This window comes from Streptomyces sp. NPDC028910, from assembly GCF_055564955.1.
In genome coordinates this window covers 117,301-135,600 of sequence record NZ_JBVHVF010000002.1, presented here as the reverse complement: position 1 = coordinate 135,600, position 18,300 = coordinate 117,301, and the positions used below count along the sequence as shown (strand labels likewise).

Genomic DNA, 18,300 nt, shown 5'->3' with positions numbered 1-18,300 from the left:
TCATCCCTGTGTTCGGTAGGCGCGTATGCGGTGCCGGAAATCGTGCGGTGCGGCCGATTTGGCCTCCCGGCAACTGGCTTGACCGCGACGTAAGGCGGGCATAAGTTCTGCCCCGGCTTGCTCCAGCAGGACGGGCCCGAACAACCGTCCTCTGGGGGGACTCATGAACCACTACATCGACGTTCTGAAGAAGTACACCGTGTTCTCCGGCCGCGCACGCCGCCAGGAGTACTGGATGTTCTTCCTGTTCAACTTCGCCGCCCTGGTCATCGTCGCGGTCCTGGACGCCGTGCTCGGCACCTCTCCGTGGCTGTACGTGCTCTACGCCCTGGCCACCTTCCTCCCGAACCTCGCCGTGAGCGTGCGCCGCCTGCACGACACCGGCAAGTCCGGCTGGTGGATCCTGGTCAACCTCGTGCCGTTCGTCGGCTTCATCTGGTTCATCGTCCTGATGGCCACCGCGGGCAACGACCAGCCGAACCAGTACGGCGTGAACCCCAAGGCCGTCCAGGCCTGATCCGCCTCGTAGGTCGCACTGCCTGAGCGCCGCCCCGGCTGGAAACAGCCGCGGGCGGCGCTTTCGCCGTTTCCGGGGCCGGCGTGACACGCGTCTCCCCGAGCTCGCGGCAGGGGGCTGTCCATGCAGGCCCGATCACGAGATATCTTGATGTCGAGCAATGTTGCAGACGAGAGACGCAGACTGTGGAGCGGAGCATCCGGTGACTGACTCGACCATCATCTACACGCACACTGACGAGGCCCCGGCCCTCGCGACGTATTCGTTCCTGCCTGTGATCCAGGCGTACGCGTCGACGGCCGGTGTGAATGTCGAGACCCGTGACATCTCCCTGGCCGGTCGGATCATCTCCAGCTTCCCGGAGTACCTCCAGGAGAGCCAGCGGATCGCCGACGCCCTGGCCGAGCTCGGACAGCTGGCGAAGACGCCGGAAGCCAACATCATCAAGCTTCCCAACATCTCGGCCTCGATCCCGCAGCTGAAGGCCGCGGTCGCCGAGCTCCAGGGCCAGGGCTACGCCCTTCCGGACTACCCGGACGACCCGAAGACCGACGAGGAGCGCGAGATCCGCGCCCGCTACGACAAGGTCAAGGGCAGCGCCGTCAACCCGGTCCTGCGCGAGGGCAACTCCGACCGTCGCGCGCCCGCCTCGGTCAAGAACTACGCCAAGACGCACCCGCACCGCATGGGCGCCTGGACCTCCGAGTCGAAGACGAACGTCGCCACCATGGGCGAGAACGACTTCCGCTCCACCGAGAAGTCCACCGTCATCTCCGAGGCCGGCACGCTGCGCATCGAGCACGTCGCCGCCGACGGCGCCACCACCGTGCTGCGCGAGTCCGTACCGGTCCTCGCCGGTGAGGTCGTGGACGCGTCCGTCCTGCACGTCGACGCGCTGCGCACCTTCCTCAACGACCAGATCGAGCGTGCCAAGGCCGAGGACGTGCTGTTCTCCGTGCACCTCAAGGCCACGATGATGAAGGTCTCCGACCCGATCATCTTCGGCCACGTGGTCCGCGCCTTCCTCCCGAAGACCTTCGCCCGCTACGGCGAGACCCTCGCCGCCGCCGGCCTGTCGCCCAACGACGGTCTCGGCGCCATCCTGAACGGCCTGGGCGCGCTGCCCGAGGGCGACGAGATCAAGGCCTCCATCGACGCCGAGATCGCCGAGGGCCCGGCCCTCGCGATGGTCGACTCCGACAAGGGCATCACCAACCTGCACGTGCCGTCCGACGTCATCGTCGACGCCTCGATGCCGGCCATGATCCGCACCTCCGGCCACATGTGGGGCCCGGACGGCCAGGAGGCCGACACCCTCGCGGTCCTCCCGGACAGCAGCTACGCGGGCGTCTACCAGGTCGTCGTCGACGACTGCCGCGCCCACGGCGCCTTCGACCCGTCCACGATGGGCTCGGTGCCGAACGTCGGCCTCATGGCCCAGAAGGCCGAGGAGTACGGCAGCCACGACAAGACCTTCGAGATCGCCGCTGCGGGCACCGTCCGCCTCGTCGACGCCGCGGGCAACACGGTCCTGGAGCAGGAGGTCGCCGCCGGTGACATCTTCCGCGCCTGCCAGACCAAGGACCTGCCGATCCAGGACTGGGTCAAGCTCGCCGTCACCCGCGCCCGCGCCACCGGCGTCCCGGCCGTCTTCTGGCTGGACGAGGGCCGCGCGCACGACGCGCAGCTGATCGCCAAGGTCAAGACGTACCTGGCCGAGCACGACACCGAGGGTCTGGACATCAAGATCCTGTCCCCGGTCGAGGCCACCGCCTTCTCCCTGGAGCGCATCCGCCGCGGCGAGGACACCATCTCGGTGACCGGCAACGTGCTGCGCGACTACCTGACCGACCTCTTCCCGATCCTGGAGCTGGGCACCAGCGCCAAGATGCTGTCGGTCGTCCCCCTGATGAACGGCGGCGGCCTCTTCGAGACGGGCGCCGGCGGCTCCGCCCCGAAGCACGTCCAGCAGCTGGTCAAGGAGAACTACCTGCGCTGGGACAGCCTGGGTGAGTTCTTCGCGCTGGCGGCCAGCTTCGAGCACCTCGCCACCACCACCGGCAACGCCCGCGCCCAGGTGCTGGCCGACACGCTGGACCGCGCGACCGGCACCTTCCTCAACGAGGACAAGTCGCCGAGCCGCAAGCTGGGCGGCATCGACAACCGCGGCAGCCACTTCTACCTCGCCCTGTACTGGGCGCAGGAGCTGGCCAAGCAGACCGACGACGCCGAGCTGGCCACGGCCTTCGAGGCGCTCGCCAAGACGCTGGGCGAGCAGGAGAAGACCATCGTCGCCGAGCTCATCGCGGTGCAGGGCTCCCCGGCCGACATCGGCGGCTACTACCAGCCCGACCCCACCAAGGCCGCGGCGATCATGCGCCCGTCCGCGACCTTCAACCAGGCGCTCGCCCTCCTCGGCTGACACCTGTTGACGCGCTCCGCCCCGGCCGGCCACGTGCCCGGCCGGGGCGGACCCGTATCCGGGCACGGGTACCCCGGCGGCCCCGGGTCACAGCCGGTGGATCCGTTCGTGCTCGAAGGCCAGCGGGGACCGCCCGGCGGCCAGGATGCGCAGCCCGGGGGCCACGGCCAGCAGGTCGCGCAGCCAGGCCAGGGCGTCCGGGCCGAGCTGCTCGGCGCCGTCCAGGACGAGCAGCATGTCCCGTTCGGCCAGCCACGAGGCGGCATGCGCCGTGCCGCGGGGCGGTAAGGGCCTGCCGGGTACGCAGTCCAGCTCGGCCGTCAGTTCGCGGACGCCGTAGCCGCCGTGGAGCGGGTGCAGGGCGACGAGGGCCACCCCGTCGTAGAAGTTGGACGCGAGCCGCCGTGCGATCTCCCGTACCAGCAGGCTCCGCGGCTCGCGGAACCCTCCTGCCACGGTCAGCACCCGGCCCCGGCGGACGGCGGTGAGCAGTCGGGACATCTCGGCGGACGTCGCGGGCAGTGTTCCGGTCGCCCCGGATTCCCTCATCGGCACGATGCCCCCCATTGCATGCGTGACCAAGGGCGGCAAGAGGGTTCGTTCAAGCCGCGTGACGACGATTATGCGCCATTTGCGCCGGGAGACCAGGGGAATGTCGCATTCCGGTGGAGGGCTTCGCCGGCCTCCGCCGCCCCGCAGGTCAGGCCCACGCGGCGTGATGGGGAGCCGGCGGCAGCAGACGGCCCCTGCCCGGCCGAGCCGGCGTGACGGCGCCCGCCACCACGGCCGGGCGGTGTGCGTGGTGGCGCTTCAGGTCCTCCTCCCGGTAACGCCGGGTCTCCGCGTGCCAGACGGCGATGGCCGCCATCCACTGCTTCAGCTCCTGCACGTGGCGGTCCAGGGCCGCACGGGCCGCCGCGTCCAGCCCGTAGTCCTCGTACATGACGGGCAGTTCCTTCGCCACCACGTGCTCGAACTGCTTCATCCGCGAGGTCATCAGGTCGTTCACGACCCGCAGCGCCGTCGGATAGTCGCAGTCGAAGAAGTTCTCCACGACGATCAGGAGGTTGTGCAGCTCGCCCTCGTACTGGGCCTCCTTCTGGTAGGAGAACACGTCGTTCATGACGGCCGAGTAGTCGAAGGCCGCGGCCTGCAGGGACTGCATGGCCGAACTCCCGTAGACCTCCTCCGGAACGACGTCCATGTGCGCCATCCGCGCGAGCGAGATCGTCATCGGCGACCCGAAGGTCACCCGGCGCATCTCCAGGTAGTCCACCGGGTCCGGCACCCGGTTGGCCGCCTGGTTGTCCAGCTCCCACAGCCAGCTGTCCAGCACCTGCTCCACGGCCGCCTTGAAGAGCTCCCGGCCGCGCGGCGGCATCGGCCCGGCCGTGCGCCGCCACAGGTCGGCCAGCCCCCGTTCCATCGCGTTGAGCGGGGCCGGTGGCGGCGCCGGCGGCGCGGACAGGTCGAGCGGCATGCAGGTGCGCAGCCGGGCCGTCTGCGCCTTGGCGGCGGCCAGGCCGCGGCAGGCGCCGAAGACCAGCGGATACAGGTCGTCGGCGTACGTGCCCCAGCTCAGCCAGCCCGCGCTGATGTCCAGTGCCTCGGCCGAGCACCCCGGGTCGATGCCCGCCGAGCACAGCGCGAAGTCGTAGTCCCGTGCCTTCTCCTCCCACCACAGGCCCTCGTCGAAGAAGCCCATCCGCCGGTTCCACTCGATGAGCCGCTCCCGGGCGCCCGGCAGATGCGGGCTGAGCACGTTCTCGTACGGAAGGTAGAACTGCGGGATCACCGAAGGGCCCACCGGACGCGGGGTGTTGCCGTGCCGGCGCACCCGCCGCGCACCGCCCGTCAGGCCCAGCAGCGCCTTGACGTTGGCACCGGTGGTGCCCAGGCCCGAGGGGCCGCGCAGCCACCCGGGCAGCCCCGCGTCCGTGCGGCCCGGCCGGGCGTTCATGTACCGGCCGGACCGCATGTGCCACTCGTGGCCGCCGGACTGCCAGTCCTGGAGCCCGCGGGCGTAGGTGAGGACCGCGAGGATCCCGTCCGGGCCGAGGCCCTTCTCCGCGAACAGCACGGGCAGTTCGGTGAAGAAGGTGCTCTCGAACTGCTGGAGCCGCGAGGTGAGCATGTTGTTCAGCTGGTCGGCGGCCTCCTGGGCGGTGCAGCCGAAGAACCGCTCCAGGACCAGCACGCCGTTGCTCAGCTCCCCCTCCTTCCCGATCTCCCGCTCGTACGAGAACAGGTCGTTGCGGAAGTGGACCGAGTCGGCGAAGCAGTCGCGCAGGACGCGCAGCGCCCGCTCCCCGGAGACGGCCGGGGGAACCTCCACGCCCACCGCGTGCTCGACGAGCCCCGCCGACCAGGGCGCGCCGCCCACCTTGCGGCGTTGTTCGACGTACTCCATCGGGTTCGACACCCTGCCGATGGAGATGTTGTCGAGCTCCCAGAGCGATTCGTGGAGGAGATTGCGGGTGCTGAGGGTGAAGCGCGCGATCCAGTCCGCCGAGTGGCCCGGCACCGTACGCCGCCACAGGTCGGCCAGTCCCGCCTCGACCGGATGGGCGGGCTCGGGCATCGGAGCGCGCGGATCGGCGGGCATGAACGGCGCCAGCCGCTCCAGGGCGGCCCGCCCCGCCGCCCGGTCGCCGGTGCGCTTGAAGCGCTCCAGGAACCAGTCGTCGAAGAAGAACACCCACACGTACCAGTCGGTGACGAGCGAGAGCGTCGGGCCGTCGCACTCGGGGTGGGTGTAGGCGCACAGCAGCGCGTAGTCGTGCGCCTCCAGATCGGCCGGGCCCCACACGCCCGAGCCTTCCAGCATCCCCTGCTCCCCGGCCCACGCGCGGGTGTGCGTCCGGGCCTCCTCCAGATGCGGATTGAGGCGTGCGGGATGCGGGAGGTAGAACTCGGGCAGCTCGAAGGGCTGCCGCGGGGAGGTCTCCTGCCGAGCGGTCATGACGCGGCCCCCTCAGTCGTCGAATCGGGAGATCTCTACGTTCTCCAGCACCCCGACGGCGTCGGGCACCAGGATCGCCGCGGAGTAGTAGGCGGTGACCAGGTAGGAGATGATCGCCTGTTCGTTGATGTTCATGAAACGGACGGACAGGCCCGGCTGGTACTCGTCGGGCAAGGCCACCGGATGCAGTCCGATGACCCCGTCGTTGTCCTCGCCGGTGCGCAGGACGAGGACCGAGCTGGTCCGCTCCGGGGTCACCGGGATCTTGTTGCAGGGCAGCAGCGGCACCCCCCGCCAGGACGGGAGCCGGTGGCCCTGGAAGTCCACGCTGTCGGGGTACAGGCCGCGCCGGCTGCACTCGCGGCCGAAGGCGGCGATGGTGCGCGGGTGGGCGAGGAAGTACTGCGACCCGCGGCGCCGGCTGAGGAGTTCGTCCATGTCGTCGGGGGTGGGCGGACCGGTGCGGGCGTACACCCGCTGCTCGTAGTCGGCGTTGTGCAGCAGCCCGAACTCCGCGTTGTTGATGAGCTCGCTCTCCTGGCGCTCCTTCAACGCCTCGATCGTGAGCCGCAGTTGCTGCTCGGACTGGTTCATCGGCTGGTTGTAGAGGTCGGCGACCCGGGAGTGCACGCGCAGCACGGTCTGCGCGACGCTGAGCTCGTACTCGCGCGGGCTCAGGTCGTAGTCGACGTACGTGCCGGGCAGCATCACCTCGCCCGTGTGGCCGGCCGACAGGTCGACGGCGTCGCTGCCCCTGCGGCCGACCCGCTCGGCCTCCAGATAGGCCTCGGCGTGCCGGCGCAGCGCGGCGGAACTGTTCAGCGCCGCGTCCCAGTCACCGCGGTTGAAGGTCATCGTCACCACGTCCGTCTGCGCCCGCGCCGTGAACCCCCAGCGGGCGTCCGGCAGGGGGTGGTGGCCGAAGTGGTCGCCGTCGCTCAGCACGTCCAGGCTCGCCTCGTCCCCGTAGGCGCCGACGCTGAGCCGTTCGATCCGCCCGTGGGCGATGAGATAGATCTTGTCGACGGGCTCGTCGCGCCGGACGATGACATCGCCCTTGCGGAACTCCTCCTTGACGAACCGGTCGGCGATCGCCTTGACCACCTGGTCGTCGGGGAAGTTCCGGAGCATCCCGAGCTCGCGCAGCATGGCCGGGATGACGCGGAGTTCGGTCCCGGTCTTCACGAACGTGATGCGCCCGTCGCCGAGGGTGTAACTCACCGTGCGGTTGACCCGGTACGTGCCGCCGCCGGTCTGCACCCACGGCAGGATCCTCAGCAGCCAGCGCGAGCTGATCCCCTGCATCTGCGGCGCGGACTTGGTCGTGGTGGCCAGATTGCGGGCGGCCTCGGTGCTCAGGCTCTGGCGGGCGGCGGCGGTCAGCTGCTCGGTGCTCGGTTCGGTGCCGGGGTCGACGGACATGGCGGGCCTTCCTCTCGGTCGGTCTTCCTGGGAGCGGCGCTACCTGGAGTGGCGCTACCTGGGAGTGGCGCTTCTGGGAGCGGCGCGGGGGGCTCTGTGCGACGACGGGGTGTTCTGCCGGTCAGCGGTCCCTGCGGGTGATCAGCTCGCACAGCGACACCAGCTCGGTGGTCGCGGCCGGATCGGGGACGGCCTCGGCCAGGCGTTCCAGCGCCCGCGCCGCCCGTGCGCTCGCCTCGTGCTGCGCCCAGTCCCGGCCGCCGGCGCGCTCGACCAGGACCGTCGCACGGGCGATCCCGGCCGCGCCGAGCGGGCGGGTGCCGGCGTACAGGGCGGCGAGCTCGGCGCCCGCCTCCGTCCCCGACACCAGTGCGGCGACCACCGGCATGGACTTCTTGCGCGCCGCGAGATCGGCGCCGACGGGCTTCCCGGTGATCTCCGGATCGCCCCAGATCCCGAGGAGGTCGTCGATCAGCTGGAAGCCGACCCCGATGCCGCGCCCGAAGGCGTCGAGGGCAGCCGTGACCTGCGGCGGAGCGCCCCCGTACAGCCCGCCCAGGGCGCAGGCCGTGCCCAGCAGGGCCCCGGTCTTGGCCTCCGCCGTGGTCATGGCCTCGGCCAGGGTGACCGCCGTCCGGGCCTCGAAGGCGCAGTCCTGGTGCTGGCCCTCGCACAGCTCGATCACGCAGTCCGACAGCCGGACCACGGCCTCGGTCCGGTCGGCGACCAGCCGCACGGCGAGCGCGGCCATCGCATCGCCCGCGACGATCGCCTGGGCGTCGCCGAACACGGTCCAGGCCGTCGGCCGGTGACGGCGCGTCGGATCGCGGTCGATCACGTCGTCGTGCAACAGCGTGAAGTCGTGCACCAGTTCAGTGGCCGCGGCGGCGCCGAGGGCGTCCTCCTCGCGGCCGCCGACCGCCCGCGCCGCGGCCAGCACCAGCGCCGGCCGTATCGCCTTCCCCGCCCCGGCAGCGGCCGGAGCCCCGGTGTGGTCGCGCCATCCGAGGTGGTACTCGGACACCGCCCGCACACCGCCGGGCAGTGAGCGCACCGCCGCGCGCAGCAGTGGTTCCACCGCCGCCCGGGTGCGGCCGAGCAGGGCGGCGGTGTCGTGCTCGTCCCGGTTCTTCACGTACGGGGTCATGGATGTACGCACCTCCTGCGCAGCGGTCCGGGTGGGGGTGGTGTGCCGGAGCGACCGGAAGGGCCGGTCAACCTCCGTGCGATCTGCTGTGCTCCCGTACGCCAGGGCCACGCGGTGTGACCGTGCGCCACCCGGCGCACACGTCTTAGTTAGGGGCAGGACGGCCCCACCCGGTACATCCCACCCCGCCCCTCCGTGTTGAATGTCCGACCGCGTTGAATGGATGGACACGTGTACGAGCTGGGCAGTTCTGATGGCCAAGCGTGAACCCAACGGACGACTCCGCACCCTCCTCGCCGACGCGCGGTGGAGCGGGCAGGACTTCGCACGCGCCGTCAACGGCGTCGCCGCCGAAACCGGCCTCACCCTGCGTTACGACCGGACTTCGATCTCCCACTGGCTGGCCGGCACCCGGCCTCCCGCGCATGTCGTCGCCCTCGCCGCCGAGGCGCTGAGCCGGCGTACCGGGCGGCGCGTCAGCCCGGCGGACACCGGGCTCGCGCGCCCGGCCGGTGCCGCGCGGGCGCGCGACCGCCCCGGACCCGGACCGCACGGCACGGACGTCCTCGTGGCGGACCTCTCGGCCGTGGGCGGCCCGGGCGCCGGGGGCGCGGGGGACGCGGGGGACGCGGAGGGCGCGGAGGGCGCCGGGGGCGCCGCGGCCGACGCCGAGTCCCTGCTGGGCGAGATCCCGGTCTACTCCTCCGGCTGGCGGCCCACCGGCTGGCCGCCGCCGCACGGAGCCGGGGCGCCCGCCCGGCCGGCCGGCCGGATCGGACCGCACCACGTGGAGGCCGCCGAGGCCGTGCTGCCGGTCTTCCGCAACGCCGACATGATGTTCGGCAGCGGCCTGGCCCGGCCCGCCCTCACCCGCTACCTCGCCACCACCGTGGCTCCCTGGCTGCGCGCCGGCGCCGCCCCCGCGGTACGGCACCGGCTGCTGGGCTGCGCCGCACGGCTCGCGTACACCGCCGGCTTCCTGTGCTTCGACGGCAACCAGCAGGGCACGGCCCAGGCGTACTACCGCGCAGCGCTGCGGCTCGGTCAGGAGGCCGGGGACCCGCGGTGCTGGGCGCCCGTCCTGCGGGCCATGAGCGTCCAGGCCCACCACTTGGGCCACCGCAAACAGGCGTGGGAGCTGGCGGAGGCCGCGGCCCGGGAGGCGGGGCGGCTGCCCTCCCTGCAGGCGGCGTTCGTCACCGGGCAGCTGGCGGTCGCCGAGGCCGGATGCGGCGACCGGCGGGCGGCGCTGGCCCATCTGGGCGAAGCGGAGCGGCTGTTGGAACGTTCGGCCGGCCAGCAGGCGGCCATAGGCGACTACCATCCCGCCGCGCTCGCCCATCAGCAGGCCGAGGCGCTGGCCGCCCTCGGTGACGCGCGCGGTGCGATCGCCGCCCTCGGCACCTCACTGCGGCACCGGCCGGCCGGCGAACGCCGGGCGCGGGCCGTCACCCTCGCGCGGCTCGCCGAACTCCACCTCAGCCAGGGCCACGTGGAACGGGCCTGCGCCACCTGGCACGAGATGCTGGACGCGGTGCCCCAGCTGGACTCCGCGCGGGTGGACGACGCCGTACGCCGGCTCCGCGGCCGCCTCCAGCCCGTCCGGGGCAACCGCACGGCACGGGCCCTGCTGAGCCGGGTCCGCGGGCTCGGCTAGGTGGCGTCCGGCGGGCCGGGCCCGGCCCGCCGGACCGATGTTCCGAGTCAGTCGATCGGTTTGCCGTCGTGCCTGCCGTCAACGCAGATCCACGAACCCTTGGTGGACTCGTACTCCACAGTTCCGCCGCCGTCCATGCACGTCTGCCCGTCGATGGCGGGCACAGCAGCCTGTGCAACAGGGGCCATGGTGCCAAGAGTGACCAATATGACGGAGGCGATGAACCCGAGGAGTCGTGTACGCATCAGGACCTCCCACAAGGACGAGCGACACGGTCGTCACCAGATTCACCCCGCACTGGTCGCGGGGCGCACCCTGTTACTCCATTCGGGTGACAGCTGCGCCCCGGTCATTGCACGGGAGGCACTCCCGGGACGCGCGCTCCAGGGGCGTTCGCCCAAGTGCGGGCGCAGGCTGATGCCATGGAGAACAAGCCCGCTGTCGTCGTAGGGCCACCGGATGACGTCGGCTTGCGGAAAGTCGTGATCGACGGCAAGCCCCAAGGCAGGGTGTGGCGCCTCCGCGAGCTGCAGAAAGTCCTCCATCGTGCCGGTGTGGCGCCGGAGGCCGACATCGAATGGCGCGGCGGAGACAGCACTGTCTGGCCGGCTCACAATTGGGGACGACGAATTACCGGCGCCATCATGGCGGTTGGCTTCCTGGTGACTGCAGGCATGTGCTCCTGGATAGGTGTAAAGGACTCCCTTGATGCCCTCACCTTCGCTGGTCGGATAACAGGATTCCTTTTCCTCTTCATGGCCGTCGTGGAAGTGATCGCCTTCGCGGCTGGTTTCGACTATTGGCGTAAGCGGAGAATAAGGTACTCGGGTCCGGCCCTTCTGCTTGGAGCGTTGGTCGAACTTCTTGTCGGTTCGGTGCTGTTGTTGATGTACATCGCCAACAGGGACAGGCCGTCGTACACGTCGTCCTTGCTGCTCTGGATAGCGCTCGTACTGTGCTCTTCATGGGCTCTGTGGGTACTCGGCCGTCGCCGGGTGTGGAAGGCGCTCCGCTATCCTGGGCGAATTGCGATCGGGGCGATCGTCTCCACCCTCCTCGTCATCACCAACTTGGGTTATACGCAGGTCTACCTTCCCTCTGTTTCGCGCCCGCTGGTGCAAGGTGCAGCTGAGATCGGAAAGCCGAGTCTGAACAGGGAACGGACGAAGATGTACCTGCGGGTCCGTCTGCACCTCAAGAACTCCGGCGAGGTTCCAGTCCACATCCTCGGCAGCATCTACTGGATCCATGTCAAGCTCGCGAGTGATCCGAAAGACAAGTACAAACTGATCAAACCTGGAGAGCTGGTCAAGCCGCCGGGGCGGGAGTTGAGTCCTGAGGAGGAAATCTCGGAGGATGTGATCGTCGAGATCAAAGACCCCGAAAAGCTTGACTATGAAGCAGTCACGGCCCAGGTTGAGGCCTACGCGTTCCGGCAGGACAGAATGACAATAGATGCCAATTATGAGAAGTCCGGGAAGTGGCGGGGGAAACTCAAGAAGGAAGGGAAGGACGACGACCCTCCGGGGCCCCCGCCAGTCGACAAGGAATACTTCAGATACCAGTCCGACATCTCCCAGAGCAGTGAGCTCCTGAATGTGACGCGAGGTCGGGAGAGGGTGACGGTCTGGTGGTTGTACCAGCGTAGGCCGGTCGTCTATGTGGATGTCGCGAGTCCGGGCGAAAGGAAGGCCTTTGACCTCAACGATCCGGAAGAGCAGAGGCAGGCTGTTGATCGATATGGTCTGGCATTCGTGCGTGGCTCATTGGCCCAGACACCGTTCGCGCAACTCCTGAAGGAGGCTCAGGTTCAGCGCCCGCGCTGAACCTGAGCACGGCCCACGCCCCCCTGTCGGCTGAAGTCACTGGTAGCGCGGGCTCGTGGCGTGCCACTCCTTCGCGCCGCCCATCCAGTTCCAGATCCCCTCCAGGAAGCGTCCCAGCGCCGGCGAGCCGAGGGCGGCCAGGGCGGCCGACTCCGCCTCGACGGTGTGCATCACCTCGTCGTGGATCGCGGCCGTGCGGTTCACCGCCTCCTGGAGCGAGCAGTGCTCCTCGGCCGCGATCAGGCGGGGGAGGTTGGTGTCGCCGGGATCCTCCCGGGCCATCGAGTACAGGTCGTTGAGCAGGCAGCTGGCGGCCCCCGCGTACATGTAAGTGCGCCGCACCCGGGCGTCCGCGAACTCGTGCGCGGGGACCTCGTAGCCGCCGACCGGATCGGTCAGCGCCATGCAGGGGAAGAAGCCGTTCTCGTACCGGTGCACCAGGTACTCCCAGACCGACGGCCTGCGGCCGGACGTCCGCCACTCGGCCTCCTGGTTGTACCCGACGAACATCACGGCCAGCTGGTAGCGCAGGCGGGTGACCTGCGTGGGGGAGGCGAACTCGGCGAGGTGCTCCAGACAGGAGCGAAGGCGCGCAGCACGGGTTCGGCCGCCACCTGCTCCTCGAACTGCCGCTCGTAGCGCGGCGGCAGCCGCACCGGGTCGACCACGGCGTGCGCGAGCGCCGTGCGCCGGCCGATCAGTACCGGGTCGGCGTCCTCGCCCTCGTCGACCCAGTGGTCGTCCACGGCCCACTCGGCGAGCCCGCACTTGGCGGCCGCCAGCAGCCGGTCGGAGTCGTCGCAGTCCGGGTGCGCGAGCATCATCAGCCGGCCGAACCGGCACGAGCGCAGCATGTCCAGCCGCCCTGCGTAGATCCCGATGCCGGCGGCCCACCGGACGAGTTCCTCGTTGACCTCGTCGGCCAGCGCCGGATCGTCCCGAACGGCGTCGGGGCAGTACAGCGGGGGAATGACGATGCCCGTTCCCGCATCCGTGGCCGTGGCCGTGGCCGTATCCGTGCTCGTACGGGGACCCGCGCCGGCAGGGGCGGGATCGGCGCGCGGGGGAGCGGTCCCGAGGCCGCTGCGGCCGCCGAGCAGCCGGCTCAGGACCTCCGCCGGATCGGCGGTGGCCGCGCGGGTGCGGCGCAGAGCGTGAGCGGGGGCGCGGTCCATGACTCCTCCTGCGGGTCGGCACACCCACCCATGGAGCGGGAGCCGCTCCCGACCCCGAAAGGCCCGGCGCCCCTGCGCCCGTTGAAGATCCGGTGGCGTTGAAAACCTGCACGCCTGTACGCACCCCCGGGACTTCGTACAGGCGTACAGGGCTTCAACCGCCGGGGATTTTCAACAGCCCCCGCGGCCGGTGCGGCTACCGCACGTGACGCCCCGCGCCGCACCGTGAGCGTGCAGCACGCTCCGCGTGGACCGACGCAGGGAGGAACCCCGCATGACCGCAGAGGCGCAGCCACCACTCCTGGACACGGCCGACGACCGGCAGCTGAGCCTGAGCACCGCCGCGGCCCGCAATCTCGCGACGACCACCAAGTCCGTTCCCCAGATGCAGGGCATCAGCTCGCGCTGGCTGCTGCGCATGCTGCCCTGGGTGGACCTGGGTGCCGGTACCTACCGCGTCAACCGCCGGTTGACCCACGCCGTCGGGCGCGGCCGGGTCTCCTTCGTCCAGGCCGGGGCGGACGACGTACGCATCCTCGCCCCCACCCTCACCGAGCTGCCCACCCTCAAGGGGTACGCCGACCCCGCCGTACTGGAGGAGCTGGCCCTGCGCTTCGTCAAGCGCGATCTGCGCGCCGGGGACGTCCTCGTCGAGGCGGGCGCCCCCGTCGCCGAGGTGTTCGTCATCGCCCACGGCCGCTTCGAGAAGCGGGCGCCGGGCAAGTACGGCGGGAGCGAACTCCTCGGCGTGGCCGCCGACGGCGACCAGCTGGGCGACGACGCCCTCGGCCAGCCCGATCCGCACTGGGCGTACGCCGTGCGGGCCGCCACCGCCGCCACCGTCATGGTGCTGCGGTGGAGCTCCTTCCAGGAGGTGCTGGGCCGCTCGGCGGGCCTGCGGGCGCACCTGGAGCAGTACGTCGAGAACGGCCGGCGGCCCGTCAACCGGCGGGGCGAGGCCGACATCGAACTCGCCTCCGGCCACGCGGGCGAGGCCCTGCTGCCCGCCACCTTCGTCGACTACGAACTGCTGCCGCGCGAGTACGAGCTGAGCCTCGCCCAGACCGTGCTGCGGATCCACACCCGGGTCGCCGACCTCTACAACGACCCGATGAACCAGTTCGAACAGCAACTGCGCCTGACGGTCGAGGCGATGCGTGAACGCCAGGAGGCCGAGCTCCTCAACAACCGGGAGTTCGGCCTCCTGCACAACGCCGACTACGGACAGCGCATCAGCACGTGGTCCGGCCCGCCCACCCCCGACGACATGGACGACCTGCTCAGCATGCGCCGCGGCACCCGGTTCTTCCTGGCGCACCCCAAGGCCATCGCCGCCTTCCTCCGGGAGTGCAACAAGCGCGGTCTGGTCCCGGAGACGGTGGAGGTCCACGGCAAGCAGGTGCCGTCCTGGCGCGGCGTCCCGCTGCTGCCCTGCGGCAAGATCCCGGTCGTGGGCGGCCACACGAGCTCGATCCTGGCCCTGCGCACCGGGGAGGACAACGGAGGCGTCATCGGCCTGCGCCCTGCCGCGATCCCGGAGCAGATCGAACCGGGCCTGAACGTTCGCTGCATGGGCATCGACCGGAAGTCGGTCATGTCCTACCTGGTCAGCTCCTACTACTCGGCGGCGATCCTCGTACCGGACGCCCTCGGGATCCTGGAGAACGCCGACATCGCCGCCCCCCGCTCCGACTGACCGCGGCCGGGGCCGGGCCGGGCTCCCGGGAACGGTTGTCCGGAAGCCGGTAATGGGCTCTACTGCTGTGCAGCCCCCGCTGGGGGCATATCCGCGGGAGGGACCAGGATGACAGCGGACCGGCGAACGGACCGGCGAGCAGGGCGGCGTGCCCAGCAGCGTGTCCAGCGGCGGGCGGTGCGGGGGGAGCGCGCGGACCGGGCCGCCCGGCCCGTGTCGCACCGGCGCCGGCCGGCCTTCCGCGGCCGCAGGCCGCTGCTGGCCGTGCTGCTCTCCGCCTTCTTCCTGGTCGGTGTCTGCGCGGCCACCGGAGTCGCCTGGGACCCCTTCGGCGGGACCTCCGCCCACGTCGGTCCGGTGCCGGGGACCGACGTCGCGGGGGCCACCGGGCCCGGCGACGGCGCCGCACCCGGCGCCGCCGGCCCGGCCACCCCGCAACCGGCCGAGACCCCGCCGCCCACCAAGGGCGCGGCCGCCAAGGGCAATCCCAAGGGCGCGGTGGACACCGGCGCCGAGCGGCCCGCCGGCGCCCTGCCCTTCGACATGCCCCAGCCGGCCGCCCTGCGCTCCGGCGAAGCGGGCAAGAAGCTGGTCTTCGCCCACTACTTCACCCCGTACCCGCTCTCCCTCGACAACGCGCCCGCGGACAACGACTACTACACCCGCAACTACCTCCACCCCGACGGCGAGAGCGGGAAGCACGGGAAGTACGGCGGCCTGCTGCGCGACCGGCCGCTGCCCGTGGCGCCGAAGAGCGGCGACTGGGAGTACGCCAACCTCCAGCAGGAGGTGCGCACGGCCCGCGCGGCGGGCATCGACGGCTTCACGCTCGACCTGCTCTCCCTCTCCGGCAAGAACTGGGACCGCTCCAACCTGCTGATGGCGGCGGCCCGTTCCGTGGACCCGGCGTTCAAGATCATGCTGATGCCGGACATGACCTCGCTGAAGACCGACGACCCCGGCGTGCTCGCCGAAGCGATCGCCACCCTCGCCGACGCCCCCTCCGCGCACCGGCTCCCCGACGGCCGGCTCGTCGTCTCCCCCTTCAAGGCGGAGGCGAAGAGCGTGGCCTGGTGGACCGAGGTCATCGGCATCCTCACGTCGGAGCACGGCATCCGCACGGCCTTCGTACCGCTCTTCCTCGACTTCGGCGCCCACAGCGGCGAGTTCGCCCCGATCAGCCACGGGTTCTCCGAGTGGGGCAGCCGCAGCTACGTCGGCCAGGAGAGCTCCACGCGCGACGTCGAGCGGGCCCACGGCATGGGCAAGATCTGGATGCAGCCCGTATCGGTCCAGGACGCCCGCCCCAACCAGGGGATCTACGACGAGGCCGGCAACACCGCGACCCTGCGCGCCACCTGGACGCACGCCATCGAGGACGGCGCCGACTGGGTGCAGCTCACCACCTGGAACGACTACTCGGAGGGCAGCCAGTTCGCGCCCTCCCTGCACAACGGCCACGCCTACCTGGACCTGAGCTCGTACTACCTGACCAAGTTCAAGACGGGCAGCTGGCCGAAGATCGTCCGAGACACCCTGTACCTGTCCGCGCGCACCCAGTTCGCGCACGCCGATCCGACGGGCGATCAGTCGCTCGTGATGTCGCTCCGCAAGGGGAGCGCCCCGCCCCGGGACACGGTGGAGGTGCTCAGCTTCCTCGCCGAGCCCGGGGTCGTCCGTACGTCCGTCGGTTCCGCCAAGGGCAGCCACGAGGCCCCCGCCGGGATCCACTCCGAGCTGCTGCCGCTGCGGGCGGGCACCAGCTCGGCGCAGGTCGTACGGGGCGGGAAGGCCGCGGCGAGGGTGGAACTGCCGTACCGGGTGGACCAGAAGGTGGAGGTCCAGGACCTCCAGTACTACGCGGCGACCAGCGGCCGGGAACCGTAGCCTCCGCCGCGGTCCCCCTTCAGCCTCGCCGGCGTACGTCCCAGCTCGCCGGAGCCAATCCCAGCCTCGCCGGGGCCCACCCCAGGCTCGGCGGAGCCAATCCCAGCCTCGCCAGCGTTTGAGGCGCGGGTCCGGGCGGAGCCCGGTGCCCGGCGGAGCCGGGTTTCCTGGGGCTCCGCCCCAGACCCCTCGCCTCAAACGCCGGCGAGGCTGAATGGGGACCCCGCGCCTCAAACGCCGGCGAGGCTGGATGGGGACCCGCGCCTCAAACGCCGGCGGGGCTGAGATCGGCGAGGCCGGGATTGGCTCCGGCGCCGCCGGGAGATGCTCCGGGCGACAGTCGCGCCCGCATCCCCGGAGGAACCGTGACCGAGCCGACACGCCCCGCCGAGCCGCCCGCAGGGCAGTCCGCCGAGCCGCCAGCAGGGCAACCCGCAGGGCAACCCGCAGGGCAACCCGACGAGTTCCCCGGCGGGCCGGCCCTGTTCCGCCTGGACCCCCGCGTCGCCCACCTGAACCACGGCTCCTTCGGCGCGGTCCCCGTCCCCGTCCAGGAGGCCCAGGCCGCGCTCCGCGCGCAGGCCCACGCCGACCCCGACGGCTTCTTCCTCGCCGTCCCGGACCGCCTCGCCGAAGCCCGCGCCCGGATCGCCGCGCACCTCGCCGCCGACCCCGAGGGCATCGCCTTCATCGCCAACGCCACCGAAGGCGCCAATCTCGCCCTCGGCGCGGTCCCGCTGGCCGACGGCGACGAGATCCTGGTCACCGACCACGGCTACGGCACCGTCGTCGCGGCCGCCGCCCGCCGCGCCCCCGTCACCACCGTCGCCCTGGACCCCCACCTCCCCGACGAGGACGCCGTCCGGCGGACCGTGCTGGCCGCGCTGACTCCCCGTACGCGGGTGGCCGTGCTCGACCACGTCAGCTCGCCCACCGCCCGGATCATCGCCTCGCCCCGGCTCCTCGCCGACCTCCGGGACCGCGGCGTCACCACCGTCGTCGACGGCGCCCACGCCCCCGGCATGCTCGCCGACCCGCTCGCCGGTGGCGCCGACTTCTGGTTCGGCAACCTCCACAAGTGGGGCTACGCGCCGTCCGGCAGCGCGGTCCTCGCCGTCGCCCCGCAGCACCGCCGCCGGATCCGGGCGCTCGTACCGTCCTGGGAGGACCAGCACGGATTCCCGCGCTCGGTCGAGTACCGGGCCACCGCCGACTACACCGGCTGGCTCGCCGCGCCCGACGGGCTCGACCTCCTCGAACGCCTCGACGCGGCCAAGGTCCGGGCCCACAACAGCGCCCTCGCCGCCCACGGCGCGGCGCTGCTCGCCGAGATCCCCGGGCTGACGCCGCTCCCGCACACCGACGGCCTCGCCATGCGCACCCTGCGCCTGCCGCCCGGCGTCGCCGAGACCCAGGACCGCGCCATCGCGCTGCGCGAGGCGCTCGCGGCCCGACTGCGCGTCCGGGTCCTGATCTGGCCCTGGCCGGGCGGCGGCGGGATCCGGGTCTGCGGGCAGATCTACAACCGGCCCGAGGAGTACGAGCGCCTCGCCGCCGCCCTGCCCGCCTTCCTGCGCTGAGCGGGCCGG

Annotated in this window: 14 protein-coding genes; 7 read left to right on the top strand and 7 right to left on the bottom strand. The window is 71.4% G+C overall.

All coding sequences use genetic code 11. The annotated features are described in order from the left end of the window. Positions 1–163 precede the first annotated feature (163 nt). Complete coding sequence (locus tag ACZ4TV_RS03290; protein WP_468130147.1) at positions 164–517, top strand: DUF805 domain-containing protein; 354 nt, start codon at positions 164–166, stop codon at positions 515–517. A 202-nt stretch (positions 518–719) separates the two neighbouring features. Further along, the gene (locus tag ACZ4TV_RS03285; protein ID WP_468130145.1) at positions 720–2,939 is read left to right on the top strand and encodes an NADP-dependent isocitrate dehydrogenase; all 2,220 of its coding nucleotides are present in this window, start codon (positions 720–722) and stop codon (positions 2,937–2,939) included. An 87-nt stretch (positions 2,940–3,026) separates the two neighbouring features. On the opposite strand, the gene ACZ4TV_RS03280 is transcribed toward ACZ4TV_RS03285, so the two are convergent. From ACZ4TV_RS03280 to ACZ4TV_RS03265, 4 genes are all read right to left on the bottom strand, one after another. Beyond that, positions 3,027–3,494 carry a hypothetical protein gene (locus ACZ4TV_RS03280; protein WP_468130143.1) on the bottom strand — a complete coding sequence of 156 codons (468 nt, stop codon included), beginning with the start codon at positions 3,492–3,494 and terminating at the stop codon, positions 3,027–3,029. Positions 3,495–3,639: 145 nt separating this feature from the next. Next, complete coding sequence (locus ACZ4TV_RS03275) at positions 3,640–5,901, bottom strand: terpene synthase family protein (RefSeq protein ID WP_468130141.1); 2,262 nt, start codon at positions 5,899–5,901, stop codon at positions 3,640–3,642. Positions 5,902–5,913: 12 nt separating this feature from the next. Then, on the bottom strand, positions 5,914–7,323 hold the full coding sequence (locus ACZ4TV_RS03270) for a family 2B encapsulin nanocompartment shell protein (RefSeq protein ID WP_468130139.1): 1,410 nt from the start codon (positions 7,321–7,323) through the stop codon (positions 5,914–5,916). A gap of 121 nt (positions 7,324–7,444) precedes the next feature. Next, positions 7,445–8,470 carry a polyprenyl synthetase family protein gene (locus ACZ4TV_RS03265; protein WP_468130137.1) on the bottom strand — a complete coding sequence of 342 codons (1,026 nt, stop codon included), beginning with the start codon at positions 8,468–8,470 and terminating at the stop codon, positions 7,445–7,447. 253 nt (positions 8,471–8,723) lie between these two features. Here ACZ4TV_RS03265 and ACZ4TV_RS03260 point away from each other — a divergent pair, with 253 nt between their 5' ends. Next, positions 8,724–10,127: a hypothetical protein gene (locus ACZ4TV_RS03260; RefSeq protein WP_468130135.1), complete on the top strand. Its 1,404-nt coding sequence runs from the start codon at positions 8,724–8,726 to the stop codon at positions 10,125–10,127. 47 nt (positions 10,128–10,174) lie between these two features. On the opposite strand, the gene ACZ4TV_RS03255 is transcribed toward ACZ4TV_RS03260, so the two are convergent. Then, a complete protein-coding gene (locus ACZ4TV_RS03255; RefSeq protein ID WP_468130133.1) occupies positions 10,175–10,372 on the bottom strand; it encodes a hypothetical protein in 198 nt (65 codons plus the stop codon). Positions 10,373–10,549: 177 nt separating this feature from the next. Here ACZ4TV_RS03255 and ACZ4TV_RS03250 point away from each other — a divergent pair, with 177 nt between their 5' ends. Then, positions 10,550–11,953, top strand: coding sequence for a hypothetical protein (locus ACZ4TV_RS03250; protein ID WP_468130131.1), 1,404 nt, complete (start codon positions 10,550–10,552; stop codon positions 11,951–11,953). Positions 11,954–11,989: 36 nt separating this feature from the next. Here the strand turns inward: ACZ4TV_RS03250 and ACZ4TV_RS03245 are convergent, their stop codons facing one another. Together ACZ4TV_RS03245 and ACZ4TV_RS03240 are read right to left on the bottom strand one after the other, a co-directional pair. Beyond that, on the bottom strand, positions 11,990–12,484 hold the full coding sequence (locus ACZ4TV_RS03245; RefSeq protein WP_468130698.1) for a terpene synthase family protein: 495 nt from the start codon (positions 12,482–12,484) through the stop codon (positions 11,990–11,992). Next, a complete protein-coding gene (locus tag ACZ4TV_RS03240) occupies positions 12,463–13,128 on the bottom strand; it encodes a hypothetical protein (RefSeq protein ID WP_468130129.1) in 666 nt (221 codons plus the stop codon). Before ACZ4TV_RS03240 ends, ACZ4TV_RS03245 begins: the two co-directional genes overlap by 22 nt. Positions 13,129–13,402: 274 nt before the next feature. On the opposite strand from ACZ4TV_RS03240, the gene ACZ4TV_RS03235 reads away from it, so the two are divergent. From ACZ4TV_RS03235 to ACZ4TV_RS03225, 3 genes are all read left to right on the top strand, one after another. Then, entirely contained in the window at positions 13,403–14,824 is a 1,422-nt protein-coding gene (locus ACZ4TV_RS03235) for a family 2B encapsulin nanocompartment shell protein (RefSeq protein WP_468130127.1), read from the top strand. Between the two features lie 108 nt (positions 14,825–14,932). Then, positions 14,933–16,711, top strand: coding sequence for a glycoside hydrolase family 71 protein (locus ACZ4TV_RS03230; protein WP_468130125.1), 1,779 nt, complete (start codon positions 14,933–14,935; stop codon positions 16,709–16,711). Positions 16,712–17,076: 365 nt separating this feature from the next. Beyond that, complete coding sequence (locus ACZ4TV_RS03225) at positions 17,077–18,291, top strand: aminotransferase class V-fold PLP-dependent enzyme (protein WP_468130123.1); 1,215 nt, start codon at positions 17,077–17,079, stop codon at positions 18,289–18,291. The last annotated feature ends 9 nt before the right edge of the window (positions 18,292–18,300 follow it).

Bases quoted from the DNA above. Each gene is read 5' to 3' on its own strand.
- ACZ4TV_RS03260 (WP_468130135.1), top strand. From the start codon at position 8,724: ATGGCCAAGCGTGAACCCAACGGACGACTCCGCACCCTCCTCGCCGAC.
- ACZ4TV_RS03250 (WP_468130131.1), top strand. From the start codon at position 10,550: ATGGAGAACAAGCCCGCTGTCGTCGTAGGGCCACCGGATGACGTCGGC.
- ACZ4TV_RS03290 (WP_468130147.1), top strand. From the start codon at position 164: ATGAACCACTACATCGACGTTCTGAAGAAGTACACCGTGTTCTCCGGC.
- ACZ4TV_RS03240 (WP_468130129.1), bottom strand. From the start codon at position 13,128: ATGGACCGCGCCCCCGCTCACGCTCTGCGCCGCACCCGCGCGGCCACC.
- ACZ4TV_RS03265 (WP_468130137.1), bottom strand. From the start codon at position 8,470: ATGACCCCGTACGTGAAGAACCGGGACGAGCACGACACCGCCGCCCTG.
- ACZ4TV_RS03230 (WP_468130125.1), top strand. From the start codon at position 14,933: ATGACAGCGGACCGGCGAACGGACCGGCGAGCAGGGCGGCGTGCCCAG.
- ACZ4TV_RS03275 (WP_468130141.1), bottom strand. From the start codon at position 5,901: ATGACCGCTCGGCAGGAGACCTCCCCGCGGCAGCCCTTCGAGCTGCCC.
- ACZ4TV_RS03270 (WP_468130139.1), bottom strand. From the start codon at position 7,323: ATGTCCGTCGACCCCGGCACCGAACCGAGCACCGAGCAGCTGACCGCC.
- ACZ4TV_RS03235 (WP_468130127.1), top strand. From the start codon at position 13,403: ATGACCGCAGAGGCGCAGCCACCACTCCTGGACACGGCCGACGACCGG.
- ACZ4TV_RS03255 (WP_468130133.1), bottom strand. From the start codon at position 10,372: ATGCGTACACGACTCCTCGGGTTCATCGCCTCCGTCATATTGGTCACT.